Below are 18,207 nucleotides of genomic sequence, written 5' to 3' on the forward strand. Positions count from 1 at the left end.
GTCAGAAGGCGCATGTCGAGACCCATCCTGTTCACGCAAGACGGGTCCGATCCGGTCCAGACCGGCGTTCATGAAGGTTCTCCACAGGGAAATCCGAAGAGCAGCGCCCCGGCTGCCGATGGCGTTCCATAGAAGAACCCACCCCCACACTCCCGGAGGACACGCTGATGTGTACTCACACCCCGAGCTGCCCGACCACCGATGCCGCCGACCGCTGCAGCGCCCACGTCGTGGCCGACCGCATGGACCAGGGCTGGTGCCGGCTGTGCAACGGCATCGTGCTGTTCGACGACGGTCACTACCTGACGCCCGACGGCCACGACCTGACGCTGCCGGTCTCCGCCTGAGCCCTCCCGGGCCCCTCCCCGGCCCTACCGACCGAGCCGGGCGACCGCTGCGTCGACGCGCTCGTCGGTCGCGGTGAACGCCACCCGCACGTGGCGTGCGCCCGCGGTCCCGTAGAACGAGCCCGGCGCGACCAGGATGCCCTGCTCGGCCAGCGCGGCGACGGTGGTCCAGCAGTCCTCGTCGCGCGTGGACCAGAGGTAGAGCGACGCCTCGGAGTGGTCGACCCGGAAGCCGGCGCCCTCGAGCGCCGCGCGCAGCCGGGCGCGGCGGGCGGCGTACCGGCCGTGCTGCTCCAGCGCGTGGTCGTCGTCGTCGAGCGCAGCCTTCATCGCGACCTGCTGGGGGCCGGGCATCTGCAGGCCGAGGTTCTTGCGTACGGCGAGCAGCTCCCCGACCAGCGTGGGGTCGCCGGCCACGAAGGCGCAGCGGTAGCCCGCGAGGTTGGAGCGCTTGGACAGCGAGTGGACCGCGAGGATGCCGTCGTGCGAGCCGCCGCTGATGTCGGGGTGCAGGACCGAGACCGGGGACGCCTCCCAGGCGCACTCCAGGTAGCACTCGTCGGAGACCAGGATCGTGCCGCGCTCGCGGCACCAGTCGACGACCTTGCGCAGGTGCTCCGGCGGCAGGACCCGACCGGTGGGGTTCGAGGGCGAGTTCAGCCACAGCAGGGCCGGGACCTCGGGGCCGAACGACGTCAGCGAGTCGGTCGCGACGGCGCGGGCACCGGCCAGCGCCGCACCGACCTCGTAGGTCGGGTAGGCCAGCTCGGGGTAGGCGATCAGGTCGCCCGGACCGATCCCGAGGTGGACGGCCATCGAGCCGATCAGCTCCTTGGAGCCGATTACGGGGAGCACCCGGTCGAGGCCCAGGCCGGTCACGCCGTGCCGGCGCTCCAGCCAGTCGATGCAGGCCTGGCGGAGGTCGGCACGACCGATGGTCACCGGGTAGCCGGGACTGTCGGCCGCCTCACGCAGAGCATGCTGCGCGACCTCGGGGGTCGAGTCGACGGGCGTCCCGACCGAGAGGTCGACGACCCCGTCGGGGTGGGCACGGGCCTGCTCGGCGTACGCCGTCAGGTGGTCCCACGGGAAGTCGGGGAGCCGTGCGGAGACGGCCCCCCGCTGCATCCGGGTCAGTGGTCCTGGTTCTGCGGCGGGAGCGCAGCGATCATCGGGTGGTCGTGGTCGATCTCGCCCATCTTGGCGGCGCCACCCGGGGAGCCCAGGTCGTCGAAGAACTTCACGTTGGCGTCGTAGTAGTCCTTGTTCTCCTCCGGGACGTCGTCCTCGTAGAAGATCGCCTCGACGGGGCAGACCGGCTCGCAGGCGCCGCAGTCGACGCACTCGTCCGGGTGGATGTACAGCATCCGCTTGCCCTCGTAGATGCAGTCGACGGGGCACTCGTCGACGCAGGCACGGTCCTTGACATCGACACAGGGCTGAGAGATGACGTACGTCACCGGGTCCTCCTGAAATGCTGGTGGGAGCAACTGCTCGACCCCAGCCTAGTATCCCGGGGGTGCAGAACGATGATCGACGTCAGCATGTGACCAAGCACATGCTTGGTCCGCACGTCGTGGGCCAGCGGATCGTGGTCCGGCGACTCGTCCGCGGGGAGACGGGACCGACCGGAGGACCGGCGTTCACCGACCTTCTCGGCACCTGCACCGCCTGGGGACCGACGACCTGCATGGTGCTGCCGGAGGGCGGCGCCCCGGTCGAGATCCCCCTCGCCGACATCGTCTCCGGCAAGCCGGTTCCGCCCCGCCCGTCGATCCGTCACCGGGCGTCGCCCCAGGAGGCCCAGGTCCGGTCGATGGCCCTGTGGACCGACCTCGAGACCGAGCCCCTGGGCGCCTGGGTGCTGCGACACTCCCCCGGCGAGACCGCTCGCCGGGCCAACTCCGTGCTGGCCTTCGAGCCGTCCGGGGCCGACGGCGACTACGAACGGGTCCTCGAGTGGTACGCCGGGCGCACCGGCCGGCCGATCGCCGCCGTACTCCCGGACTCGCCGGAGGACGCGCTCTTCCGCGGCCACGGCTGGGGCCCGGAGAGCGGTGACGCCGACACGGTCTTCCAGGTCACCGGGGTGGCCCGGGCCTCGCGATCCCTGGCGGGCGTGGACGTCGAGGCCGTCGAGGTGACCGGGGACGGCGCCCACGCCGTCGCCCGGATCGGCGACCGCGCGTCGGGCGTCGCCTCCGTCGAGCGCGACTGGGTCGGCTTCCGGGCCATCGCCGTCGCGCCCGAGCACCGGCGCCGCGGGCTGGGCCTGCAGGTGATGGCCGCGCTGCTGGAGTGGGGCGCCGAGCAGGGCGCGACGACGGCGTACCTGCAGGTGCTGGGCGACAACGCCCCCGCCCTCGCGCTGTACGACGGGCTCGGGTTCACCGAGCACCACCGCTACCGCTATCTGGCGCCCTCGCGCTGAGCGGACCTCACGAGCAGGGATCGAGGGCCGGGTCGGCCGGCCCGGCGTGGCTGAGCGCGTCGACGGTCCAGGCGATCGAGGCCCGGCTGGTGGGGATCAGCACGTGCTCGGAGAGGTCCAGCGGGCAGGCGTCCTGGACGGTCAGGTTGGTGACCTGTGGACCGGCCGCGAGGTGGCCCGAGGTGTGCGGGACGACGACCTCGTCGTACCGGGTCGTGACCTGGGTGTAGCTCACGTCGCCGGGGGTCTCGTCACCCGCGTTCAGCGCGGTGAGGAACGGGGAGCCGGCGGCCTGCTGGTCGCAGGCCACGCAGAACGGCACCGACCATCCCTGCGGGACGAGGGTGGTGCCGTGGTTGGACGGCGCCAGGCCGACCAGGTCGTCGACGACCGCGGCGCCGCCGAGGTTCTTGATGAAGTAGCGCGGCATCATCCCGCCCTGCGAGTGGCCGACGAGCGAGACCCGGGCCGCGCCGGTTGCGGCGAGCACACGGTCGACGTACCGCTTCAGCTCGGCGGCGGAGGCCGCGACGTCGCCGGTGCCGCGGTTGCCGTAATCGAGGGAGAAGACGCACCAGCCGCGTCCCGCGAGCGTGGCGGAGAGCGGCTCCAGCAGGTGCTGGCGGTCGCCGAAGGTGCCGTGCACGAGCACGACCGGCACCGGGCGGGCGGCACTCGGCCGGCAGGACCAGTCGTTGGCGCCCGGCGGGTCCACGGCGAACGGCGGCAGCGTGGGCGCCGCCTGGGCGGGGCCGGCCACGGGGGCGACCAGGGTCAGGAACAGGCCCGAGAGGGCGGCGATGAGCACTCGACGCATACCGACCCAACGAGCCGGTGTGACGGTCGTTACTGCTCGGGCTTCTCGTCCTCGCCGGGCTTCTTGCACACGACCGTGTCGCTGGGGATGTAGGTCGTGTGGAAGTTCTCGGTCTTCTCGACCGTGTCGGAGCCGGGCTTGGCGAAGAACCGCTTCACGTCGACGTCGAAGCCGGAGTAGCCGTTGTTGGGCAGGCAGTCGGGGGTCGTCAGGATGCGGGTCTTGGGCGCGGTGGTGTTGTAGCGGCCGGAGGTCGTCGTGGTGATGTCCCAGACCTTGGTCGACCACATGCTGACCGTGACCGTGCCCTGCGAGCGGCCGGCGCTCGGGATGACGTTCGCGTGGATGAGGACGCCGTACGGCGTGTCGTTGGTGAACCGGAGGTCGACCGCGCCCCAGGCGACAGTGGCCTCGCGACCGACCGGGTAGCGGTCGATGTAGACCGAGTGGGGCTTGTGCTCGACGTCCTTCAGCCCGGCGAAGAACGCCGCGTTGAAGGTCGTGGTGGCCATCTGCGAGACCCCGCCGCCGAGGTCCTCCTTGAAGATACCGTTGCTGATGATCGTGCCGGTGGTGAAGCCGTTCTCGACCGTGCGCTCCCCGACGATGTCGTTGAGCGAGAACGTCTCGCCCGGCTTCAGGACGGTGCCGTCGACCAGCTCGGCGGCCCGGCCGATGTTGGTGTCGCGGTACGACGCCGGCGGGTAGTAGGTGGTGAAGGTCGAGACCTTCTCGCGGATCCGCAGCTGCCGGGCGTCCTTGGTCGAGAACTCCGGCTCGTCGACCGTCGCCTCGACCTCCTGCTGGCGCTCGCCCTCGGGCTTGGTCAGCAGCGCGAGGAAGGCCGATGCGACGTCGGCCGGCTCGTAGGTGACACCCGGCTTGGCCGGCACCACCTTCGGCTTGCCGTTGCGCAGGACGACGGTCGCGTCGACCGGGGCGCCCCGCTCGGCGATGCCGTCGTCGACCAGGGCCGTGAGCGCCTTCTCGTCGATGTCGGGGACCAGCACGCCTCCCTCGGCCTTCACCCCGAGGGCCGCGCTGAAGTCGCGCGGCGCGAGCCGCACCGGCGAATCGCCGAAGACCAGGGTCACCGGCCCGGAGAGAGCGGGGTTGGCGAAGTCGTCGAGCGCGGCCTGCACGTCGGCCTCGTCGATGTCGGGCTGCGCCTCGACGAGCTCCAGCTCGACCGCCGGCTCGTCGGCGAGGTAGGCGGCGGTGATGGCCTCGGCCGCCACGTCGGGGTCGATGGCCTCCCCGACCTCGGGATCGACGGGGGTCACCCCGGAGCCCTCGAAGCTCAGGCCGCCGTCCTTGGGGAGCGTCCCGGCCTCGGCCCCGAGGCGGTCCAGCAGCTCGCCCATCGTGGCGTCGTCGACCTGGACGACCGGGTCGAGGTCCTCGCCACCGGTGAAGTAGTCCCAGAGCCGGCCGGGCTTCCAGCTGCGGCCGCCACCCGCCGCCTCCACGGAGGCGTCGAGGTCGACCGAGAGCCCGGCGTCGGCGGGGGTGACGTCCTCGGTCGTCTCACCGACCGTGACCGCGATCGGCTGGTCGAGCCGCTCGGCGAGACCGTCCTCGAGCGCCCGGACCGCGTCGGCCTGCGTACGACCGCCGACGTCGACCCCGGCGACCGTCGTACCGCGCGGGACCTTGTCCCCCGCGACGGCGTACGCCGCTCCCCAGCCGCCCGCGACCAGCAGCGCCAGAGCGAGCACCACCAGGACGACAGCCCGGCCGCCGGCCCGCTCGCTCTTGTTCTTCACGCGGTCATCCTAGGTTCCGGGTCGGCGCGCTCCGGTGCCCCCCGCCGCGGGAGGGTCACCAGGCCCGCGACCAGGAACGCCATCGCGGCGGCGAGGAGCACGTAGCCGGCGAGGCCGTTGCCGATCACGAAGTCGCCCTCCGGACGCGGCACCGTGAGGTAGCCGACCATCGCGATCCACCCCAGCGCGAAGGGCAGTCGGGACGTCCAGCCCGGGGGCAACGCGACCAGGGCCGCGGCCGGGGCGAGCACCCCGAGGAGCAGGCCCCACCAGAGCTGGTGCAGCGCCACGGACGCCAGGCCGGTGGCGGCGCCGACCAGGAGGCACCCGGCCAGGGAGACCAGCCGGACCAGGACCCGCACGCGGCCTACAGACCGGCGAAGAGGTCGGTCTCGAGACCGTCCTCGCCCAGCTCGCCGCGCTCGCCCTTGGCGATCCGATAGAACTCGTGGCCCCAGACGCTGCTGCCCTGGTTGTTGCTCAGCGCGAAGAACGGCCCGTCCAGGGTGATCTGGCTGGCGTGCGCCTTCATCGCCGCCATCTTCGCGTCGACGTAGTCGTCGGCCGCCACGACCGCCGCGAGGTTCTCGTCGGCGGTGATGAAGTGCGGGAGGGGGCCGTCGGGGTCCATGCCCTCGAAGGTCGTGGTGTCGCCGGCCTCGCGCAGCGCCCGCAGGCTGGCCCGCATCCGGCTCTCCGACATCGCGCCCCAGTAGATCTTCGCGACGTCCCAGGCCTCCCCGAGGTCCGGGCGGTACGACGGGACCGCGGCCAGCGCGGCGCCGTACGTCGCGACCCGGTGGGCCTGGATGTGGTCGGGGTGGCCGTAGCCGCCGAACTCGTCGTACGTCACCAGCACCTGCGGGCGGAGCTCGCGGATGATCGCCACCAGGTGGGCGGAGGCCTCGGTCAGGTCGGCGTTCGCGAAGGCCCGCGGATCGGTCTCGTCGGCGGCGATCGCGTGGCCGTCCTCGTGCCACTTCATGCCCGAGTCGCGGTAGGCGCCGAAGCCGCCGAGGAAGCGGTGGTCGCTCACACCGAGCGCCTTCATCGCGTTGGCCAGCTCGCCGCGACGGTGCTCACCCAACTGGTCGTCGCGGTCGGCGGCGAGGTGCTCCAGTTCGGGGACCAGGATCTCGCCCATCTCGCCGGCCGTGCAGGTGACGAGGGTGACCCCGCGGCCCTCGGCGACGTACTTCGCCATCGTCGCGCCGTTGCCGATCACCTCGTCGTCGGGGTGGGCGTGCACGAGGAGGAGGCGCTGGTCAGCGGTCATGGGGCGATCCTAGGTTTTTGATGCGGCGCGGCTGGGTCGGGAGCTCGAGCGGGCTCCTCGCTGTCGAACTCCCGGCCGGCCCGGTCTGTTCCTCGCGGTCCAGCCAGCCGTCGTGCTCGTCGACCAACAGCTCCAGCAGCATCTCGGGCGCGTCCGACAGGACCGCCCAGGGATGGTCCTCGTCGTCGTCCTCGCCCGCAAGCCGCTCGCGGACCACCCAGGCGTCGTACCCCTCGGCGCGCAGGCGGGCGGCCACAGCCTCCGCGTCGTCCTCCTCGAAGACGATGACCCGCAGGCCGGTGCCGGGCGTCGCACGGAGGACGTGCTCGATCTCGCCGAGGAACGGGCGGTCGGGCTCCAGCCAGTCGACGTCGCCGAGCTCGTCGGGCCCGAGCCACCGGACCTGGTCGTGCTCGGTGGGGTCGGGCTCGCCGCCGCCGCGGAGCCGAGCGGTCGCCACCCGCAGCTCGTGGGTGTCGCTGATCCGCGTCGTCCCGGTGAGCCATCCCGTCACCTCGACGGTGCAGTCCAGCTCCTCGGCGACCTCGCGCTCCAGCGCGTCCGACGGCGACTCCCCCGGCTCGACCTTGCCGCCCGGGAGCTCCCAGCGGCCGGCCAGCTCCGGCGGCGTCGTACGACGGGTCGCGAGCACCTTCCCCCCGCGCACGATCGCGGCACCGACCACCTGCTTCACGGGCGTGAGGCTACGTTGCGTGGCATGTCGTCGCTCCCGGGTGTGCACCTCGTCCGCACCGACGAAGACCTCACGCCGGTCGGCGAGCGGGTCGGGCTGGACGGCCTCCTGGGCGCGCTGGACCGGCGGGCCCGACGCACGCTGGCCCCCGGCCTCGCCGTACGACGGGCGCTGACGTGGGACGCGGCGGACCGCCGCGACCCGCACTGGTGGCCCCAGGGGATCACCTGGGAGGACGTGCCCGGGACCGGCCGGGTGCTGGCCATCAGCTGGTACTCGAAGGCCTCCCACGGCGCGCGGGTGACCTTCCTCGACCTCGACTCCCGCCGCTACCGCCACGTGCTGCTGGTGACGCCTTCCCTCGAGCCGGTCCACGCCCATGCGGGCGGGCTCGCCTGGCACGGCGGGTTCCTGCACGTCGCCGCGACCGGACGCGGGCTGCTGACCTGCCGGCTGGACGACCTCGCCCGCGTTCCCGGCGGGGTGCTCGGGCACGAGCTGGTGCTGCCCGTGCGGTCCTCCTACCGGGCGGTCACCCCCTCGGGCACCGAGAAGCTGCGGTACTCCTTTTGCTCCTACGACCCGGCCGGACCCGCGCTGGTGGTCGGCGAGTACGGGAGCTCGTCGCAGACCCGCCGGATCGCCCGCTACGACATCGACCCGGCCACCCGGCTGCTGGCGACCGGGGACGACGGGGCGTCGTACCCGCTGGTGGCGGACGAGGGCGCCGTCGTACGCACCCAGGGCGTCGTGGTCGTCGGCGGGCGGCACTACCTCACCCGCTCGCACGGCCCGTGGATGCCCGGCTCCGTGTACGCCGGCGCGCCCGGCGCGCTGCGCCGGCACCGCTGGGCCGCCCCGATGGGACCCGAGGACCTCTCGTGGATGCCCGACCGCGACCTGCTCTGGTCGGTCTCCGAGCACCCCCGGCGGCGGTGGGTCTTCGCCATGCCCCGACGCGCCTTCGACTGACTGCTCAGCATTCTGCGGCCGGTGGCCCTCGCCGGTGGCCTTCACCGGTGGTCGAGCAGTGAAGGACGAAGTCCTGAACGCCCGTCGAGACCCCCGCAGCCCTGCCGCTGACCTCGTTCGAGCCGGCCTCTGCCGCGGCGTCTGCGCCTGGCACCAGGCCGGTTCAAAGACATTTACTGAAAGAAGGGGGCTCACCGTCCGCGGTGATCAAGGGCCATCACGAGCCTGCTTCTAGCTTTCGGTTCCTTCGGGTCGACCGTTCGAACAAGGCTGTGAACAACCCTCGCATTCGATCACCTGTTCGAGTAGAATGAGGGCATGGCTCGGGACCTCGACGACTGCGACACCGCACCCACGGTGCTCGCCTTCGTCCGCGCCCGACGATCTGTGCAGTTGCAGGCCGAGGCCGACCAGCTCGCTGCTGCGGTCGCCTGGGCCGGGATGCACTCCACCGACTCCCTGCACGATGCCGCCGCGGCGTGGGTGCCGGGCTGCGAGGACGAGATGGCCATCGCCGGACCCGGCGCACCCCTGATCGCCGAGTTCAGTGTGCTGGAGTTCTCCGCCGCGCTCGGCCTGTCATCGGACTCCGGGCGGATCTACCTCGGCCACGCCGTCGAGCTCGCCCACCGACTGCCCAGGGTCTACGAACGCGTCCAGTCCCTCGACCTCCCGGTCTGGAAGGCCCGACGCATCGCGGCGGAGACCATCGACCTGCCTGAGGACGGCGCCGAGTTCGTCGACACCCACGTCGCCTCAGTGGCGCACAAGATCTCCATCGCCCAACTCGACCGCACCATCGAAGAAGCCCGCACCCGTTTCGACCCCGAGGCCGCGGCCCAGCGCGCGCGGGATGCGGCCGAGGTGCGGCACTTCGACATCGAGACCCAGCAGGTCTCCTACGACGGCCACGTCGAGGTCCGCGGAACCCTGGATCTGGTCGACGCACTGGATCTGGAGGACGCGGTCGCGCGGGGTGCGACCCACCTCGGCACGATCGCCGCCGACGGGCTCTCCCTCGACGTACGCCGGTCCATCGCCGTCGGTGACCTCGCCCGCCGCCAGCTCACCCTGGACCTGAACGCCGACCCCGACCCCGACCGGAAGCGACCCCGGCAGGTCGTCGTGCACGTGCACCTCGCCGACGCCGCGATCGCCCGCGTCGAGAACACCCGATCGATGGTGTCCGTCGAGCAGGTGCGGTCCTGGTGTCAGAGCAGCGACAGCCAGGTCGTCATCAAGCCCGTCATCGACCTCACCGACCACGTCCACGTAGACGCCTACGAGGTCCCCGACCGGCTCAAAGAACGCCAAGCACTCCTCCAACACTCCTGCGTCTTCCCCTGGTGCCGCCGCCGCGCCCGGTCCTGCGACCACGACCACAACGACCCCGCATCCAACGGCGGCGCCACGTGCGACTGCAACATCGCACCCCTCTGCCGACGACATCACCGCGCCAAGACCCACACCAGGTGGCGCTACGACAAGATCGACGACACCACGTTCATCTGGCGATCACCCAACGGTCTGACGTTCACGCGCGACCACACCGGCACCACCACCCCGCAGCCCTGACGGCCCGCCCGCTCAGGGCTACGGGCGCGCCTCCAGCGTCCACCCGTCCCAGCCCGCCCACCAGCGACGCCCAGCGTCGAGGTCCTCTGCCAGGGCGGCGGCCCGGGTGCGCAGCTCGTCGGCGACCTCCCGGGTGATCCGCCCCTCGCGGACGAGCTCGTCCGGGTCGTCGACGTCCTTCCAGGTGCGCGAGCCGCTGGGCATGATCACGAGGTCGAGGCCATAGTCCACGGTCTCGAACCAACCGGACCCCCGACGTACCGGCGCCTCGAAGTTCACCTACCAGCCGAGGTCGCTGTCGCCCTCGAACATCCGCCACACGGCGTACCAGTCGCCCGCCCGGTGGAGCTGCAGCACGGTGGTGCCGCCCCAGGTGTCGACGCCCGCCCACGGGTGCTGACCGAAGGGGTGGTCGGGGTAGGTCATCGGCGCTCCCGGGACGAGGCGGACGGCGAGCGTCTCGCCGTCGTCGTCGACCACGGTGACCGGCGTCGAGAGCCAGACCTGCCCGTGCAGCACCTCGCGGCGCTCGACGACCGTGCCCGGCGCGAAGGCGTCCATCAGGCCCTCGCAGTGGCCGGACGGTCGTCGCGCACCAGGACGACGGCGACCAGGGCGAAGACGATCATCAGGATCGTCATCAGCGCGGCGAGGAGCGACCAACCGCCGGTCTGGTCGGTGACGGCCTCGTCGAGGCCGCCCGAGGCGAGGAAGGTGCTGGGGTCGGTGGCGGCGTGGAGCAGGATCGCGGCCCAGAGGGAGCCGGTGACGCGCATGGCGAGGTACATGCAGGTGCCGAAGGCGAAGGTGTAGACGACCGTGACCGCGACCGTGCTGACCTTCATCCCGGACAGCAGGTTGACCAGGTGCATCAGCGCGAACAGCAGCGAGGACACGACCATCACGAACCGCTCGCGGTGGCCGGCGTCGCGCAGGATCTTCACAGCCAGGCCCCGGGTGGCGAGCTCCTCGGCCACGCCGATGCAGAGACCGAGGCCCAGGATCAGCAGGATCTCCTCGGTCGTCCACACGTCCCAGTCGGCCGAGCCCAGGTGACCGACGACGGCGCCGAGGACCAGGACCGGGCCGATCCACATCCAGGGCCGATCCACATCCAGGGCCGACCGCGGCCCGGCTGGCGGCCGAAGAGGGCGCGCAGCCAGCCGAGGGCGGCCGAGAGACCCACGAGCGAGGTCGCGCCGATCGCGATCGGCAGCACCAGGCCGAAGAAGATGCTGCCCGTCGTACCCAGGATGTCGTCGGTGTCGATCTCGTCGCCGAAGAGCAGGCCGACCACCTGCCCGACGGCCAGGTACAGGACGAGGTAGGCGACGACGAGGACGAGCGCCTTCCAGGCGGCCGGTCGGGCGAAGAAGCGGCGCATGTGCCGATCCTTCCGAGCCCGGCGCGGCGCGGTCAAGAAGTCCGTGGCTGCAGCGCCAGCTGGCGCGACTGGGCGACGAGGCGGCCGGTGGAGTCCCAGACCTCGCAGTCCTCCTCGAACATCCCGCCGGCCAGGTTGCGGGTCTCGTGGCGCACCTTCAGCCAGCCGGGGGCCGGGCGGGCGCGGACGTGGGCGCTCAGCTCGAGGGTCGGCGCCCAGCCCATCAGGCCCAGGTTGAAGGTGACCGGCGGGAGCGCGTCGACGACCATCAGCAGGGAGACCGGGTCCGGCTGCCGATCGTCGTTCAGCCGGAACCAGGCGCGCATCACGCCCCGACCGCTCGGGGCGCCGACCGCCCAGCCGACGTCGTCGGGGTGGAAGCGCATGTCGAAGCGGCCCATCATCGGCGCAAGCTCCAGCACCTCCGGCGGGGCGTCGCTGCCGCGCACGCACTCCTCGAGCGGCGGCAGGTCCGGCTCTACGGCCGTGGTCCGGACGTCGTCGCCGAAGCGCTCCAGGTCGCCGTACGTCGCCAGCACGGTGATCCGGCTCTCGTCCCCCTGCACCAGGTCGGCCGCGACGGTGGCGACCCGGCCGCCCTCGCGCCGCACGTCCACCGCGACCTCCGCCGGGCCCGGCCGGGTCGCGGAGAGGTAGTAGGCGCTGACCGCGACCGGGTCCGGCTTGGCCGGCAGCGACGCGCGGACCGCATTGCCGATCACGGCGAGCAGGTAGCCGCCGTTGACCCCGCCACCGACCACCCAGCCCGGGTCGATCTCGGCGGCGTACCGGCCCTGACCCTCGGCGGTCACGGCGATCTGGCGGTCGAACTCGAAGCCCTCGGCGTCCATGACGGGCAAGGTATCGGGCAGGATGACGGACATGGACGAGGAGGGCGGCGGACGGCACCCGGCCTGGGTGTACGACGCGGGCGACGAGCCCGACCCGCGCTACTCGCTGGCCAACGAGCGCACCTTCCTGGCCTGGGTGCGCACCAGCCTCGGCGTGCTGGCCGGCGCGGTCGCGCTCGAGTCGCTCCAGGTGCCCGAGCAGGACGGGCTGCGACTGGTCCTCGTCGTGGCGCTGCTGCTCTTCGGCGGCCTGACCGCCACCCTGTCGTGGATCCGCTGGGCCCTGGTAGAGCGGGCCATGCGCACCCGCGCCCCGCTGCCGCCGTTCAACCTCGGGATCCTGGTGACGGCGGCGCTGGTGGTGCTGTCGGTGCTGCTCGCGGTGACGCTGGCCCTCTAGACGCCGTCAGTCCCAGGTGAGGGCGTGCTGCTCGAAGAGCTCGCCCGTCTGGACGGGTACGACGCAGAACGGCAGCCCGGCGGGATCCGCCAGCACCGCCCAGGTGTCGTGGTCGGTCACCACCCGCGCGCCGAGCGCCACCACCCGCGCGACCTCGGCCGGCACGTCGTCGGTCTCGATATCGAGGTGGATCCGGGGCGGCGTGCCGTCACCGATGCGCTGCGACTCCAGCTTGACGCCGCCGACCTCGCCGATCGCCCAGTAGGTGCCGGACTCCCCCGCCTCGGGGGCGACCCCCTGTACGCCGGACCAGAACGCGACGCCGTCGTCCCAGTCGGAGGCCGGGTGGTCGACGAGCACGATGCCGATGCGGGAGCGGTGCATGGCCCGACGCTACGACGCCCGCCCCATGTGAACCCGGACCACGCTGCCGACCGGTACGACGGTCCCGGGCTCGGGCGTCACCGTCAGGACGTCCGTCCCCTCGCCCACCTTCGTCAGGTCGACCTGGAACCCGGCCTGCTCCAGGCGCTCGGCGTAGCGGCCGACCGCGAGCGGCACACCGTTGCCGAGCCGCGGCACCGGCACGGCCACCAGCGTCCGGTCGAAGGTGGCGGTGCTGAGTAGCGCGTCCACGGTCTCGGCGTCGGTCGTCGAAGTGACGACCAGTCCGACTCTCTCTGACGGCAGCCAGAGGCGCGCCTGACACATCCCGTCGATGCTGAGGTTGCACGCGGTCGCCGTTCGCAGCGCCGGCACCCCGTCCAACGCCACCTGATCGACGAACCGACCGTCGAGCCGGTCGCCGAGCACCGGGTCCTCCGTGACGATCCGGACGCCCTCGACCCCTGGCGGAGCGTCGGGGATACGGCAGGCGCGGTCCACCGCATAGGTCAGCAGCGTGTCCTCCAGCGCGGTCCCGCAGCGACTCACGTCGCGCGACCAGGAAGCCGACACCTCCACCGACAGGTGCCCGATGCCGACCCGCTTGGTGGAGGCATCCGCGGGGAGGACCCGGATCCCCGATAGCAGGTCCTTGAGCGCCAGGATCCCTGTCGACGACTCCAGGACGAGCTGAACCCCCTCGGTCGGAAAGATGACCGCGACCCCATAGACGGGCGTCTCGCCTGCGACGAGCGTGACGAAGGACGTACGTTCCGCAGGTACGCCGTCGATCACCAGGTCCTGACGAGGTGCCCAGCGCGCGGCGGGCCAGGACCCGTCCGTTCCGCTCAGGACCTGGACGGTGTCGACGCCGCTCGGCCTGCTCTTCGGTCCCTGACACCTCCCCACCGGCGCCCCGTGGAGAACCGAGTCCACCTGCGGCGCTCCGCAGATCCCGGCCTCCGGCCACCCGGCCGGGACCGCGATCTGCACTCGCCCGTGCCCGACCCATCGGGTCTCGGCGGGCGCGGGGGCAGGCGGGGCCGGGGCAGGCGGTGAGGACTGCCCGACCATGGTGAGCCCCGTGACCAGGACCGCCACGACTGCCGCCGCGGCGAGCGCGACCCACGGCCGCCGACGTCGTACGACGGCCGCGCGCACCATGCCCTCGACGGGGGCCGGCCCGACGGGGACCCGGTCGGCGCGGACCCCCAGGCGGTCGGTGAGCAGCTGCTCGAGGTCAGTCATCGGTGCCTCCGGAGGGGGCGAGGGCCGGGTCAGCGGCCAGGGCGGTGAGCGCGCGGGAGAGCCGGCTCTTCACGGTGCCGGGCGCGACGCCGAGGGCGCGCGCCATCTGCTGCTCGGTGAGGTGGAGGTAGTAGCGGAGCACCACGGCCTCGCGCTGCTCGACGGTGAGCCGGGCGAGCGAGCGATCGAGGGCGTCGCGGTCGTCGACGAGGCCGGTGCCGTCGGAGACCGACCGGTCGGGCAGGTGCGCGGCCGGCAGCTCCGAGCGCGAGCGGCGACGGTGGGTGTCGGCGAGGGTGTTGACCAGGACCCGGTGCACGTAGGCGTCACGATCGTCGGCGGTGCGGACCCGCGACCAGTGCACCAGGCAGCGGACCAGCGCGGACTGGACGACGTCCTCGGCCTCGTGCGGGGTGCACCCGAGGAGCACGGCGGCGCGCACCAACCGCGGCCACCGCGCGGCGGCGTACTCGCCGAACTCCGCGGCGGACCGATCCCTCATGCTCACCTGACGCACCCGCCCGGGGTCGGGGTTCCCGGCGCACCGGAACATTCTTGAAACAGGTGTTCCGTAGCGTTCTGCCCATGAGCACGACGTTCCAGGCGCTGCAGCCGGGCACCGGGCCCGTCCGGTCGGCGACGTACCTCCCGGCCACCTCCGACACCGTGCTGTGGGGCCGGCTGCCGAGCCGCACCGACGCGCCGGCGCTGAGCGTCGCGCCCGGCACCGAGGTCACGTTCGACACGATCAGCCACGAGGGCATCCTGGAGGACCAGGGCCGCGACCCGGAGGCGTTCTTCGCAGGTCACGGCGCCGAGGTCGTGCTGGAGGACGCGATCGCGCTCGCGGCGTCGCCGTACGAGCGCACCTTCGGGGTGGACGGGCCACACGTCGTCAGCCGGCCGGTGCGGGTCGAGGGCGCCGAGCCCGGCGACCTGCTGGCGATGACGGTGGTGGAGACGCTCCCGCGGGTGCCGTACGGCGTCATCAGCAACCGGCACGCGAAGGGCGCGCTGGCCGGCGAGTACCCGCTCGGCGGGGAGCCGGTCCACAGCGTCTTCGCGACGGTCAGCGACGACGGCGGCCACGGGCTGCTGCCGCTGGTCGAGGGCGGCGAGCGGAGCGTGCGGTTCCCGCTGCGGCCGTTCCTCGGGATCATGGGCGTCGCCGTCGACGACGACGAGCGGCCGCACTCGGTGCCGCCCGGCGCCCACGGCGGCAACATCGACATCAACCTGCTGACCGTCGGGGCGACGCTCTACCTGCCGGTGCAGGTCGCGGGCGCGCTCGCCTACGTCGGCGACCCGCACTTCGCCCAGGGCGACGGCGAGGTGTCGCTGACCGCGATGGAGGCGTCGCTGCGGGCCACGGTGCGGCTCGACGTGGTCCCCCGCGAGGACGCCGTACGACGCTTCGGCGAGCTCGCCGGTCCGCTCGCCGAGACCGGCGACCACCTGGTCCCCACCGGGATGGACGAGGACCTCGACGTGGCCGTCCAGAACTGCGTGCGCGCCGCGATCGCCCTCCTCCAGGCCCGCTACGGCATGGACCCGCGGCTGGCCTACGCCTACCTGTCGGCCGCGACCGACTTCGACATCTCCCAGGTGGTGGACGTCGTGAAGGGCGTGCACGCCCGCATCCGGAAGGCGGACTTCGCATGACGGTGGACCCCGGTCGGCGACTGCCGCCCCCGCCCGGCCTGGTCGAGGCGTTCCGCGCCTACGAGCAGGCCCTGATGACCAACGACCTGGCCGAGCTCGACCGGCTCTTCGCCCCCGGCCCGACGACCATGCGCGGCGACGCCCAGGGGCTGCTGGTGGGGCACCACATGATCAGCGCGTTCCGCGGCGGGCGCGGCGGCGCGCCCGCGCGGCGGATCGTGCAGACCCACGTGCAGACCATCGACGACGACCACGCGCTGGTGGTCGCGGTGACCGAGCTCGAGCGGGGAGGCCGCGGCCAGCAGACCCAGCTCTGGGCGCGGTTCCCCGACGGCTGGGCCGTGACCGCCGCCCACGTGTCGGTCCCGCCGCCCGCGCTCGACACCCGGGTCTGGCGCCTGGTCGGTGACCCGCTCGTGCCGGCCACCGGGAGCGGCGCGCTCGACGGGGAGAGCGTCGCCGTCAAGGACCTGTACGCCGTCGCCGGCCAGCGGGTCGGTGCGGGCAACCCGGCCTGGCTGGAGCAGGCACCGGTCGAGACGGAGCACGCCGCCGCGGTGGCGAGCCTCCTCGCGGCGGGCGCGTCGATCCGCGGCATCGCCCGCACCGACGAGTTCGCCTACTCGCTCGCCGGCGCCAACGCCCACACCGGCAGCCCGCCCAACCCGCGGGCGCCCTACCGACTCAGCGGCGGGTCGACCTCCGGCTCGGCCAGCGCCGTCTCGCTCGGTCAGGCCACGATCGGGCTCGGCACCGACACCGGCGGCTCGATCCGCGTCCCGGCCGCCTACCAGGGGCTGTTCGGGATCCGCACCACCCACGGCGCGATCCCCCGCGACGGCCTGCTCGCCCTGTCTCCCGGCTTCGACACGGTGGGCTGGCTGACCCGTACGGCGAGCCTGCTGCGCACCGTCGGCGACGTGCTGCTGCCACCGCGGGTGGCCTCCAGCGGCACCCGGCTGGTCGGGGTCCCGGCGCTGACCGCGCTGGCCGAGTCCGACGTCGTCGCCGCGGTCGCGGGCATCCCGGTCGACGCCACCGACGACCGGCCGCTGCCGGACCTGCAGGCCTGGCGGGCGGCGTTCCAGACCTGGCAGGCCTGGGAGGCCTGGCAGGTCCGCGGCTCCTGGCTGACCGGCCGGCTCGACACCCTGGGCGACGACGTCCGCGGCCGCTTCGAGCACGCGGCGTCGATCGGCCACGACCAGGCGGACGCGGCCCGTCGTACCGTCGACCGCGCGGCGCGGGCGATCCGCGACCTGGTCGGGGACGACGTGCTGGTGATCCCGTCGGCGTCGTCGGTCGCCCCCCGGGTCGGGGTCGATCTCGGCCCGGTCCGCACCGCGACCATGACCCTCACCAGCATCGCCGGGCTGGCCGGCCTGCCCGCGGTCAGCCTGCCCGTCACCACCAGCGGCGGACTCCCCGCCGGCGCCTGCCTGGTCGCCGCCCCCGGCCGCGACCGCGACCTGCTCGACCTTGCGGCGGAGCTGTCCGGAACGTAACCCTGGTGAAACGGATGTTTCGGATTCGCGACACATCCGGGCCCTAGTTTCATCGGCGGGGCCTGATCCTGGGAGGGAGCTGACGTTGCGGATCGAGGAGTTCGACGCGCTGGACGCGGAGGCGGCGGCCGAGGTGCTGCGCCCGTGCGTGGCCATCGGGTCGTGGGTGGACGCGCTCGTCGCCGGTCGCCCGTACGACGACGCGGCGGCCCTGCACGCGGCGGCCGCGGCGCAGGCCGCGACGTGGACCGACGCCGAGGTCGAGCGGGCGCTGGCCGACCACCCGCGGATCGGCGAGCGGCACCAGGGCGCCGGCACCAGCGCCGCGATGTCGCGCAGCGAGCAGGCCGGCGTCCCGCAGGACGCCGACGTCCAGGCCCGGCTCGCCGACGGCAACCGGCGCTACGAGGAGCGGTTCGACCGGATCTACCTGGTCCGCGCGGCCGGTCGCAGCGCCGAAGAGATGCTGGTCCTCCTCGAGGAGCGGCTCGCGAACGACGACGCCACCGAGCGGGCGGTGACCCGCGGCCAGCTCGCGGAGATCGCCGTGCTGCGGCTGCAGGGGGCGATCGCATGAGCACCCTCAGCACCCACGTCCTCGACGCCGCGCTCGGCCGCCCCGCCTCCGGGCTGAGCCTGGCCCTGTCCGGGCCCGACGGCGCCACGCTGGCCACGGCGGTCACCGACGGCGACGGCCGGGTCCGCTTCGACGCCGAGCTCGGCGCCGGCGCACACACCCTCGTGTTCGAGACCGGCGCCTGGTTCGCCGACGCCGAGCGCGACACGTTCTTCCCCACCGTCGAGGTCGCCTTCGCCGTCGACGACGAGCAGCCGCACTTCCACGTGGCGCTGCTCCTGAGCCCGTACTCCTACACCACCTACCGAGGGAGCTGAG

At 73.0% G+C, this 18,207-nt stretch carries 24 protein-coding genes; 9 read left to right on the plus strand and 15 right to left on the minus strand.

The window, feature by feature from the left end; all coding sequences use genetic code 11:
* The first annotated feature begins 167 nt into the window (after window positions 1–167).
* Entirely contained in the window at window positions 168–347 is a 180-nt protein-coding gene (locus V7S47_RS05630; protein ID WP_090857918.1) for a DUF5999 family protein, read from the plus strand.
* Window positions 348–371: 24 nt separating this feature from the next.
* Here V7S47_RS05630 and dapC read toward each other — a convergent pair whose 3' ends face one another.
* Together dapC and fdxA are read right to left on the minus strand one after the other, a co-directional pair.
* The gene (dapC, locus tag V7S47_RS05635) at window positions 372–1,475 is read right to left on the minus strand and encodes a succinyldiaminopimelate transaminase (protein ID WP_336560642.1); all 1,104 of its coding nucleotides are present in this window, start codon (window positions 1,473–1,475) and stop codon (window positions 372–374) included.
* Between the two features lie 5 nt (window positions 1,476–1,480).
* Window positions 1,481–1,807: a ferredoxin gene (fdxA, locus tag V7S47_RS05640; protein ID WP_090857924.1), complete on the minus strand. Its 327-nt coding sequence runs from the start codon at window positions 1,805–1,807 to the stop codon at window positions 1,481–1,483.
* Between the two features lie 86 nt (window positions 1,808–1,893).
* On the opposite strand from fdxA, the gene V7S47_RS05645 reads away from it, so the two are divergent.
* Complete coding sequence (locus V7S47_RS05645) at window positions 1,894–2,778, plus strand: GNAT family N-acetyltransferase (protein ID WP_336560643.1); 885 nt, start codon at window positions 1,894–1,896, stop codon at window positions 2,776–2,778.
* Window positions 2,779–2,785: 7 nt separating this feature from the next.
* Here V7S47_RS05645 and V7S47_RS05650 read toward each other — a convergent pair whose 3' ends face one another.
* From V7S47_RS05650 to V7S47_RS05670, 5 genes are read right to left on the minus strand one after another with little or no spacing between them, the layout of a single operon-like run.
* The gene (locus V7S47_RS05650; RefSeq protein ID WP_336560644.1) at window positions 2,786–3,595 is read right to left on the minus strand and encodes an esterase/lipase family protein; all 810 of its coding nucleotides are present in this window, start codon (window positions 3,593–3,595) and stop codon (window positions 2,786–2,788) included.
* A 29-nt stretch (window positions 3,596–3,624) separates the two neighbouring features.
* Complete coding sequence (locus V7S47_RS05655) at window positions 3,625–5,361, minus strand: VanW family protein (RefSeq protein ID WP_336560645.1); 1,737 nt, start codon at window positions 5,359–5,361, stop codon at window positions 3,625–3,627.
* The gene (locus tag V7S47_RS05660) at window positions 5,358–5,723 is read right to left on the minus strand and encodes a DUF6113 family protein (protein WP_336560646.1); all 366 of its coding nucleotides are present in this window, start codon (window positions 5,721–5,723) and stop codon (window positions 5,358–5,360) included. Before V7S47_RS05660 ends, V7S47_RS05655 begins: the two co-directional genes overlap by 4 nt.
* A 5-nt stretch (window positions 5,724–5,728) precedes the next feature.
* The gene (gene mshB / locus V7S47_RS05665; RefSeq protein WP_336560647.1) at window positions 5,729–6,637 is read right to left on the minus strand and encodes an N-acetyl-1-D-myo-inositol-2-amino-2-deoxy-alpha-D-glucopyranoside deacetylase; all 909 of its coding nucleotides are present in this window, start codon (window positions 6,635–6,637) and stop codon (window positions 5,729–5,731) included.
* Window positions 6,627–7,331 (minus strand): (deoxy)nucleoside triphosphate pyrophosphohydrolase, encoded by a 705-nt coding sequence (locus tag V7S47_RS05670; RefSeq protein WP_336560648.1) that lies wholly within the window; start codon window positions 7,329–7,331, stop codon window positions 6,627–6,629. Before V7S47_RS05670 ends, mshB begins: the two co-directional genes overlap by 11 nt.
* A gap of 24 nt (window positions 7,332–7,355) precedes the next feature.
* Between V7S47_RS05670 and V7S47_RS05675 the strand changes: the two genes are divergently transcribed.
* Window positions 7,356–8,303: a hypothetical protein gene (locus tag V7S47_RS05675; protein ID WP_336560649.1), complete on the plus strand. Its 948-nt coding sequence runs from the start codon at window positions 7,356–7,358 to the stop codon at window positions 8,301–8,303.
* 318 nt (window positions 8,304–8,621) lie between these two features.
* A complete protein-coding gene (locus V7S47_RS05680) occupies window positions 8,622–9,878 on the plus strand; it encodes an HNH endonuclease (protein ID WP_336560650.1) in 1,257 nt (418 codons plus the stop codon).
* An 18-nt stretch (window positions 9,879–9,896) separates the two neighbouring features.
* Here the strand turns inward: V7S47_RS05680 and V7S47_RS05685 are convergent, their stop codons facing one another.
* Genes V7S47_RS05685 through V7S47_RS05705 form a run of 5 tightly spaced genes read right to left on the minus strand, consistent with a single transcriptional unit; the run spans window position 9,897 to window position 12,113 of the window.
* Window positions 9,897–10,109, minus strand: a complete 213-nt coding sequence (locus tag V7S47_RS05685; protein ID WP_336560651.1) for a hypothetical protein — start codon at window positions 10,107–10,109, stop codon at window positions 9,897–9,899.
* Between the two features lie 48 nt (window positions 10,110–10,157).
* Window positions 10,158–10,439 carry a hypothetical protein gene (locus V7S47_RS05690; protein WP_336560652.1) on the minus strand — a complete coding sequence of 94 codons (282 nt, stop codon included), beginning with the start codon at window positions 10,437–10,439 and terminating at the stop codon, window positions 10,158–10,160.
* On the minus strand, window positions 10,439–10,975 hold the full coding sequence (locus V7S47_RS05695) for a CPBP family intramembrane glutamic endopeptidase (RefSeq protein WP_336560653.1): 537 nt from the start codon (window positions 10,973–10,975) through the stop codon (window positions 10,439–10,441). Before V7S47_RS05695 ends, V7S47_RS05690 begins: the two co-directional genes overlap by 1 nt.
* Window positions 10,882–11,262, minus strand: coding sequence for a hypothetical protein (locus V7S47_RS05700; RefSeq protein WP_336560654.1), 381 nt, complete (start codon window positions 11,260–11,262; stop codon window positions 10,882–10,884). Before V7S47_RS05700 ends, V7S47_RS05695 begins: the two co-directional genes overlap by 94 nt.
* A 32-nt stretch (window positions 11,263–11,294) precedes the next feature.
* The gene (locus V7S47_RS05705; protein WP_336560655.1) at window positions 11,295–12,113 is read right to left on the minus strand and encodes a thioesterase family protein; all 819 of its coding nucleotides are present in this window, start codon (window positions 12,111–12,113) and stop codon (window positions 11,295–11,297) included.
* 31 nt (window positions 12,114–12,144) lie between these two features.
* Here V7S47_RS05705 and V7S47_RS05710 point away from each other — a divergent pair, with 31 nt between their 5' ends.
* Window positions 12,145–12,513 carry a YidH family protein gene (locus tag V7S47_RS05710; protein WP_336560656.1) on the plus strand — a complete coding sequence of 123 codons (369 nt, stop codon included), beginning with the start codon at window positions 12,145–12,147 and terminating at the stop codon, window positions 12,511–12,513.
* Window positions 12,514–12,519: 6 nt separating this feature from the next.
* On the opposite strand, the gene V7S47_RS05715 is transcribed toward V7S47_RS05710, so the two are convergent.
* From V7S47_RS05715 to V7S47_RS05725, 3 genes are read right to left on the minus strand one after another with little or no spacing between them, the layout of a single operon-like run.
* On the minus strand, window positions 12,520–12,897 hold the full coding sequence (locus V7S47_RS05715; protein ID WP_336560657.1) for a VOC family protein: 378 nt from the start codon (window positions 12,895–12,897) through the stop codon (window positions 12,520–12,522).
* Window positions 12,898–12,906: 9 nt separating this feature from the next.
* Window positions 12,907–14,145, minus strand: a complete 1,239-nt coding sequence (locus V7S47_RS05720) for a PASTA domain-containing protein (protein WP_336560658.1) — start codon at window positions 14,143–14,145, stop codon at window positions 12,907–12,909.
* Window positions 14,138–14,647 carry a SigE family RNA polymerase sigma factor gene (locus tag V7S47_RS05725; RefSeq protein WP_336560659.1) on the minus strand — a complete coding sequence of 170 codons (510 nt, stop codon included), beginning with the start codon at window positions 14,645–14,647 and terminating at the stop codon, window positions 14,138–14,140. The genes V7S47_RS05720 and V7S47_RS05725 overlap by 8 nt, the downstream gene beginning before the upstream one ends.
* A gap of 83 nt (window positions 14,648–14,730) precedes the next feature.
* On the opposite strand from V7S47_RS05725, the gene V7S47_RS05730 reads away from it, so the two are divergent.
* From V7S47_RS05730 to uraH, 4 genes are all read left to right on the plus strand, one after another.
* On the plus strand, window positions 14,731–15,807 hold the full coding sequence (locus tag V7S47_RS05730) for an acetamidase/formamidase family protein (protein ID WP_336560660.1): 1,077 nt from the start codon (window positions 14,731–14,733) through the stop codon (window positions 15,805–15,807).
* Window positions 15,804–17,312, plus strand: a complete 1,509-nt coding sequence (locus V7S47_RS05735; protein ID WP_336560661.1) for an AtzH-like domain-containing protein — start codon at window positions 15,804–15,806, stop codon at window positions 17,310–17,312. The genes V7S47_RS05730 and V7S47_RS05735 overlap by 4 nt, the downstream gene beginning before the upstream one ends.
* Before the next feature lie 85 nt (window positions 17,313–17,397).
* Complete coding sequence (gene uraD, locus V7S47_RS05740; RefSeq protein WP_336560662.1) at window positions 17,398–17,889, plus strand: 2-oxo-4-hydroxy-4-carboxy-5-ureidoimidazoline decarboxylase; 492 nt, start codon at window positions 17,398–17,400, stop codon at window positions 17,887–17,889.
* Window positions 17,886–18,206: a hydroxyisourate hydrolase gene (uraH, locus tag V7S47_RS05745; protein ID WP_336560663.1), complete on the plus strand. Its 321-nt coding sequence runs from the start codon at window positions 17,886–17,888 to the stop codon at window positions 18,204–18,206. Before uraD ends, uraH begins: the two co-directional genes overlap by 4 nt.
* The last annotated feature ends 1 nt before the right edge of the window (window position 18,207 follow it).

Origin of the sequence: Nocardioides sp. CCNWLW216 (assembly GCF_037120545.1) — a bacterium.
Lineage (GTDB): Bacteria > Actinomycetota > Actinomycetes > Propionibacteriales > Nocardioidaceae > Nocardioides > Nocardioides lianchengensis.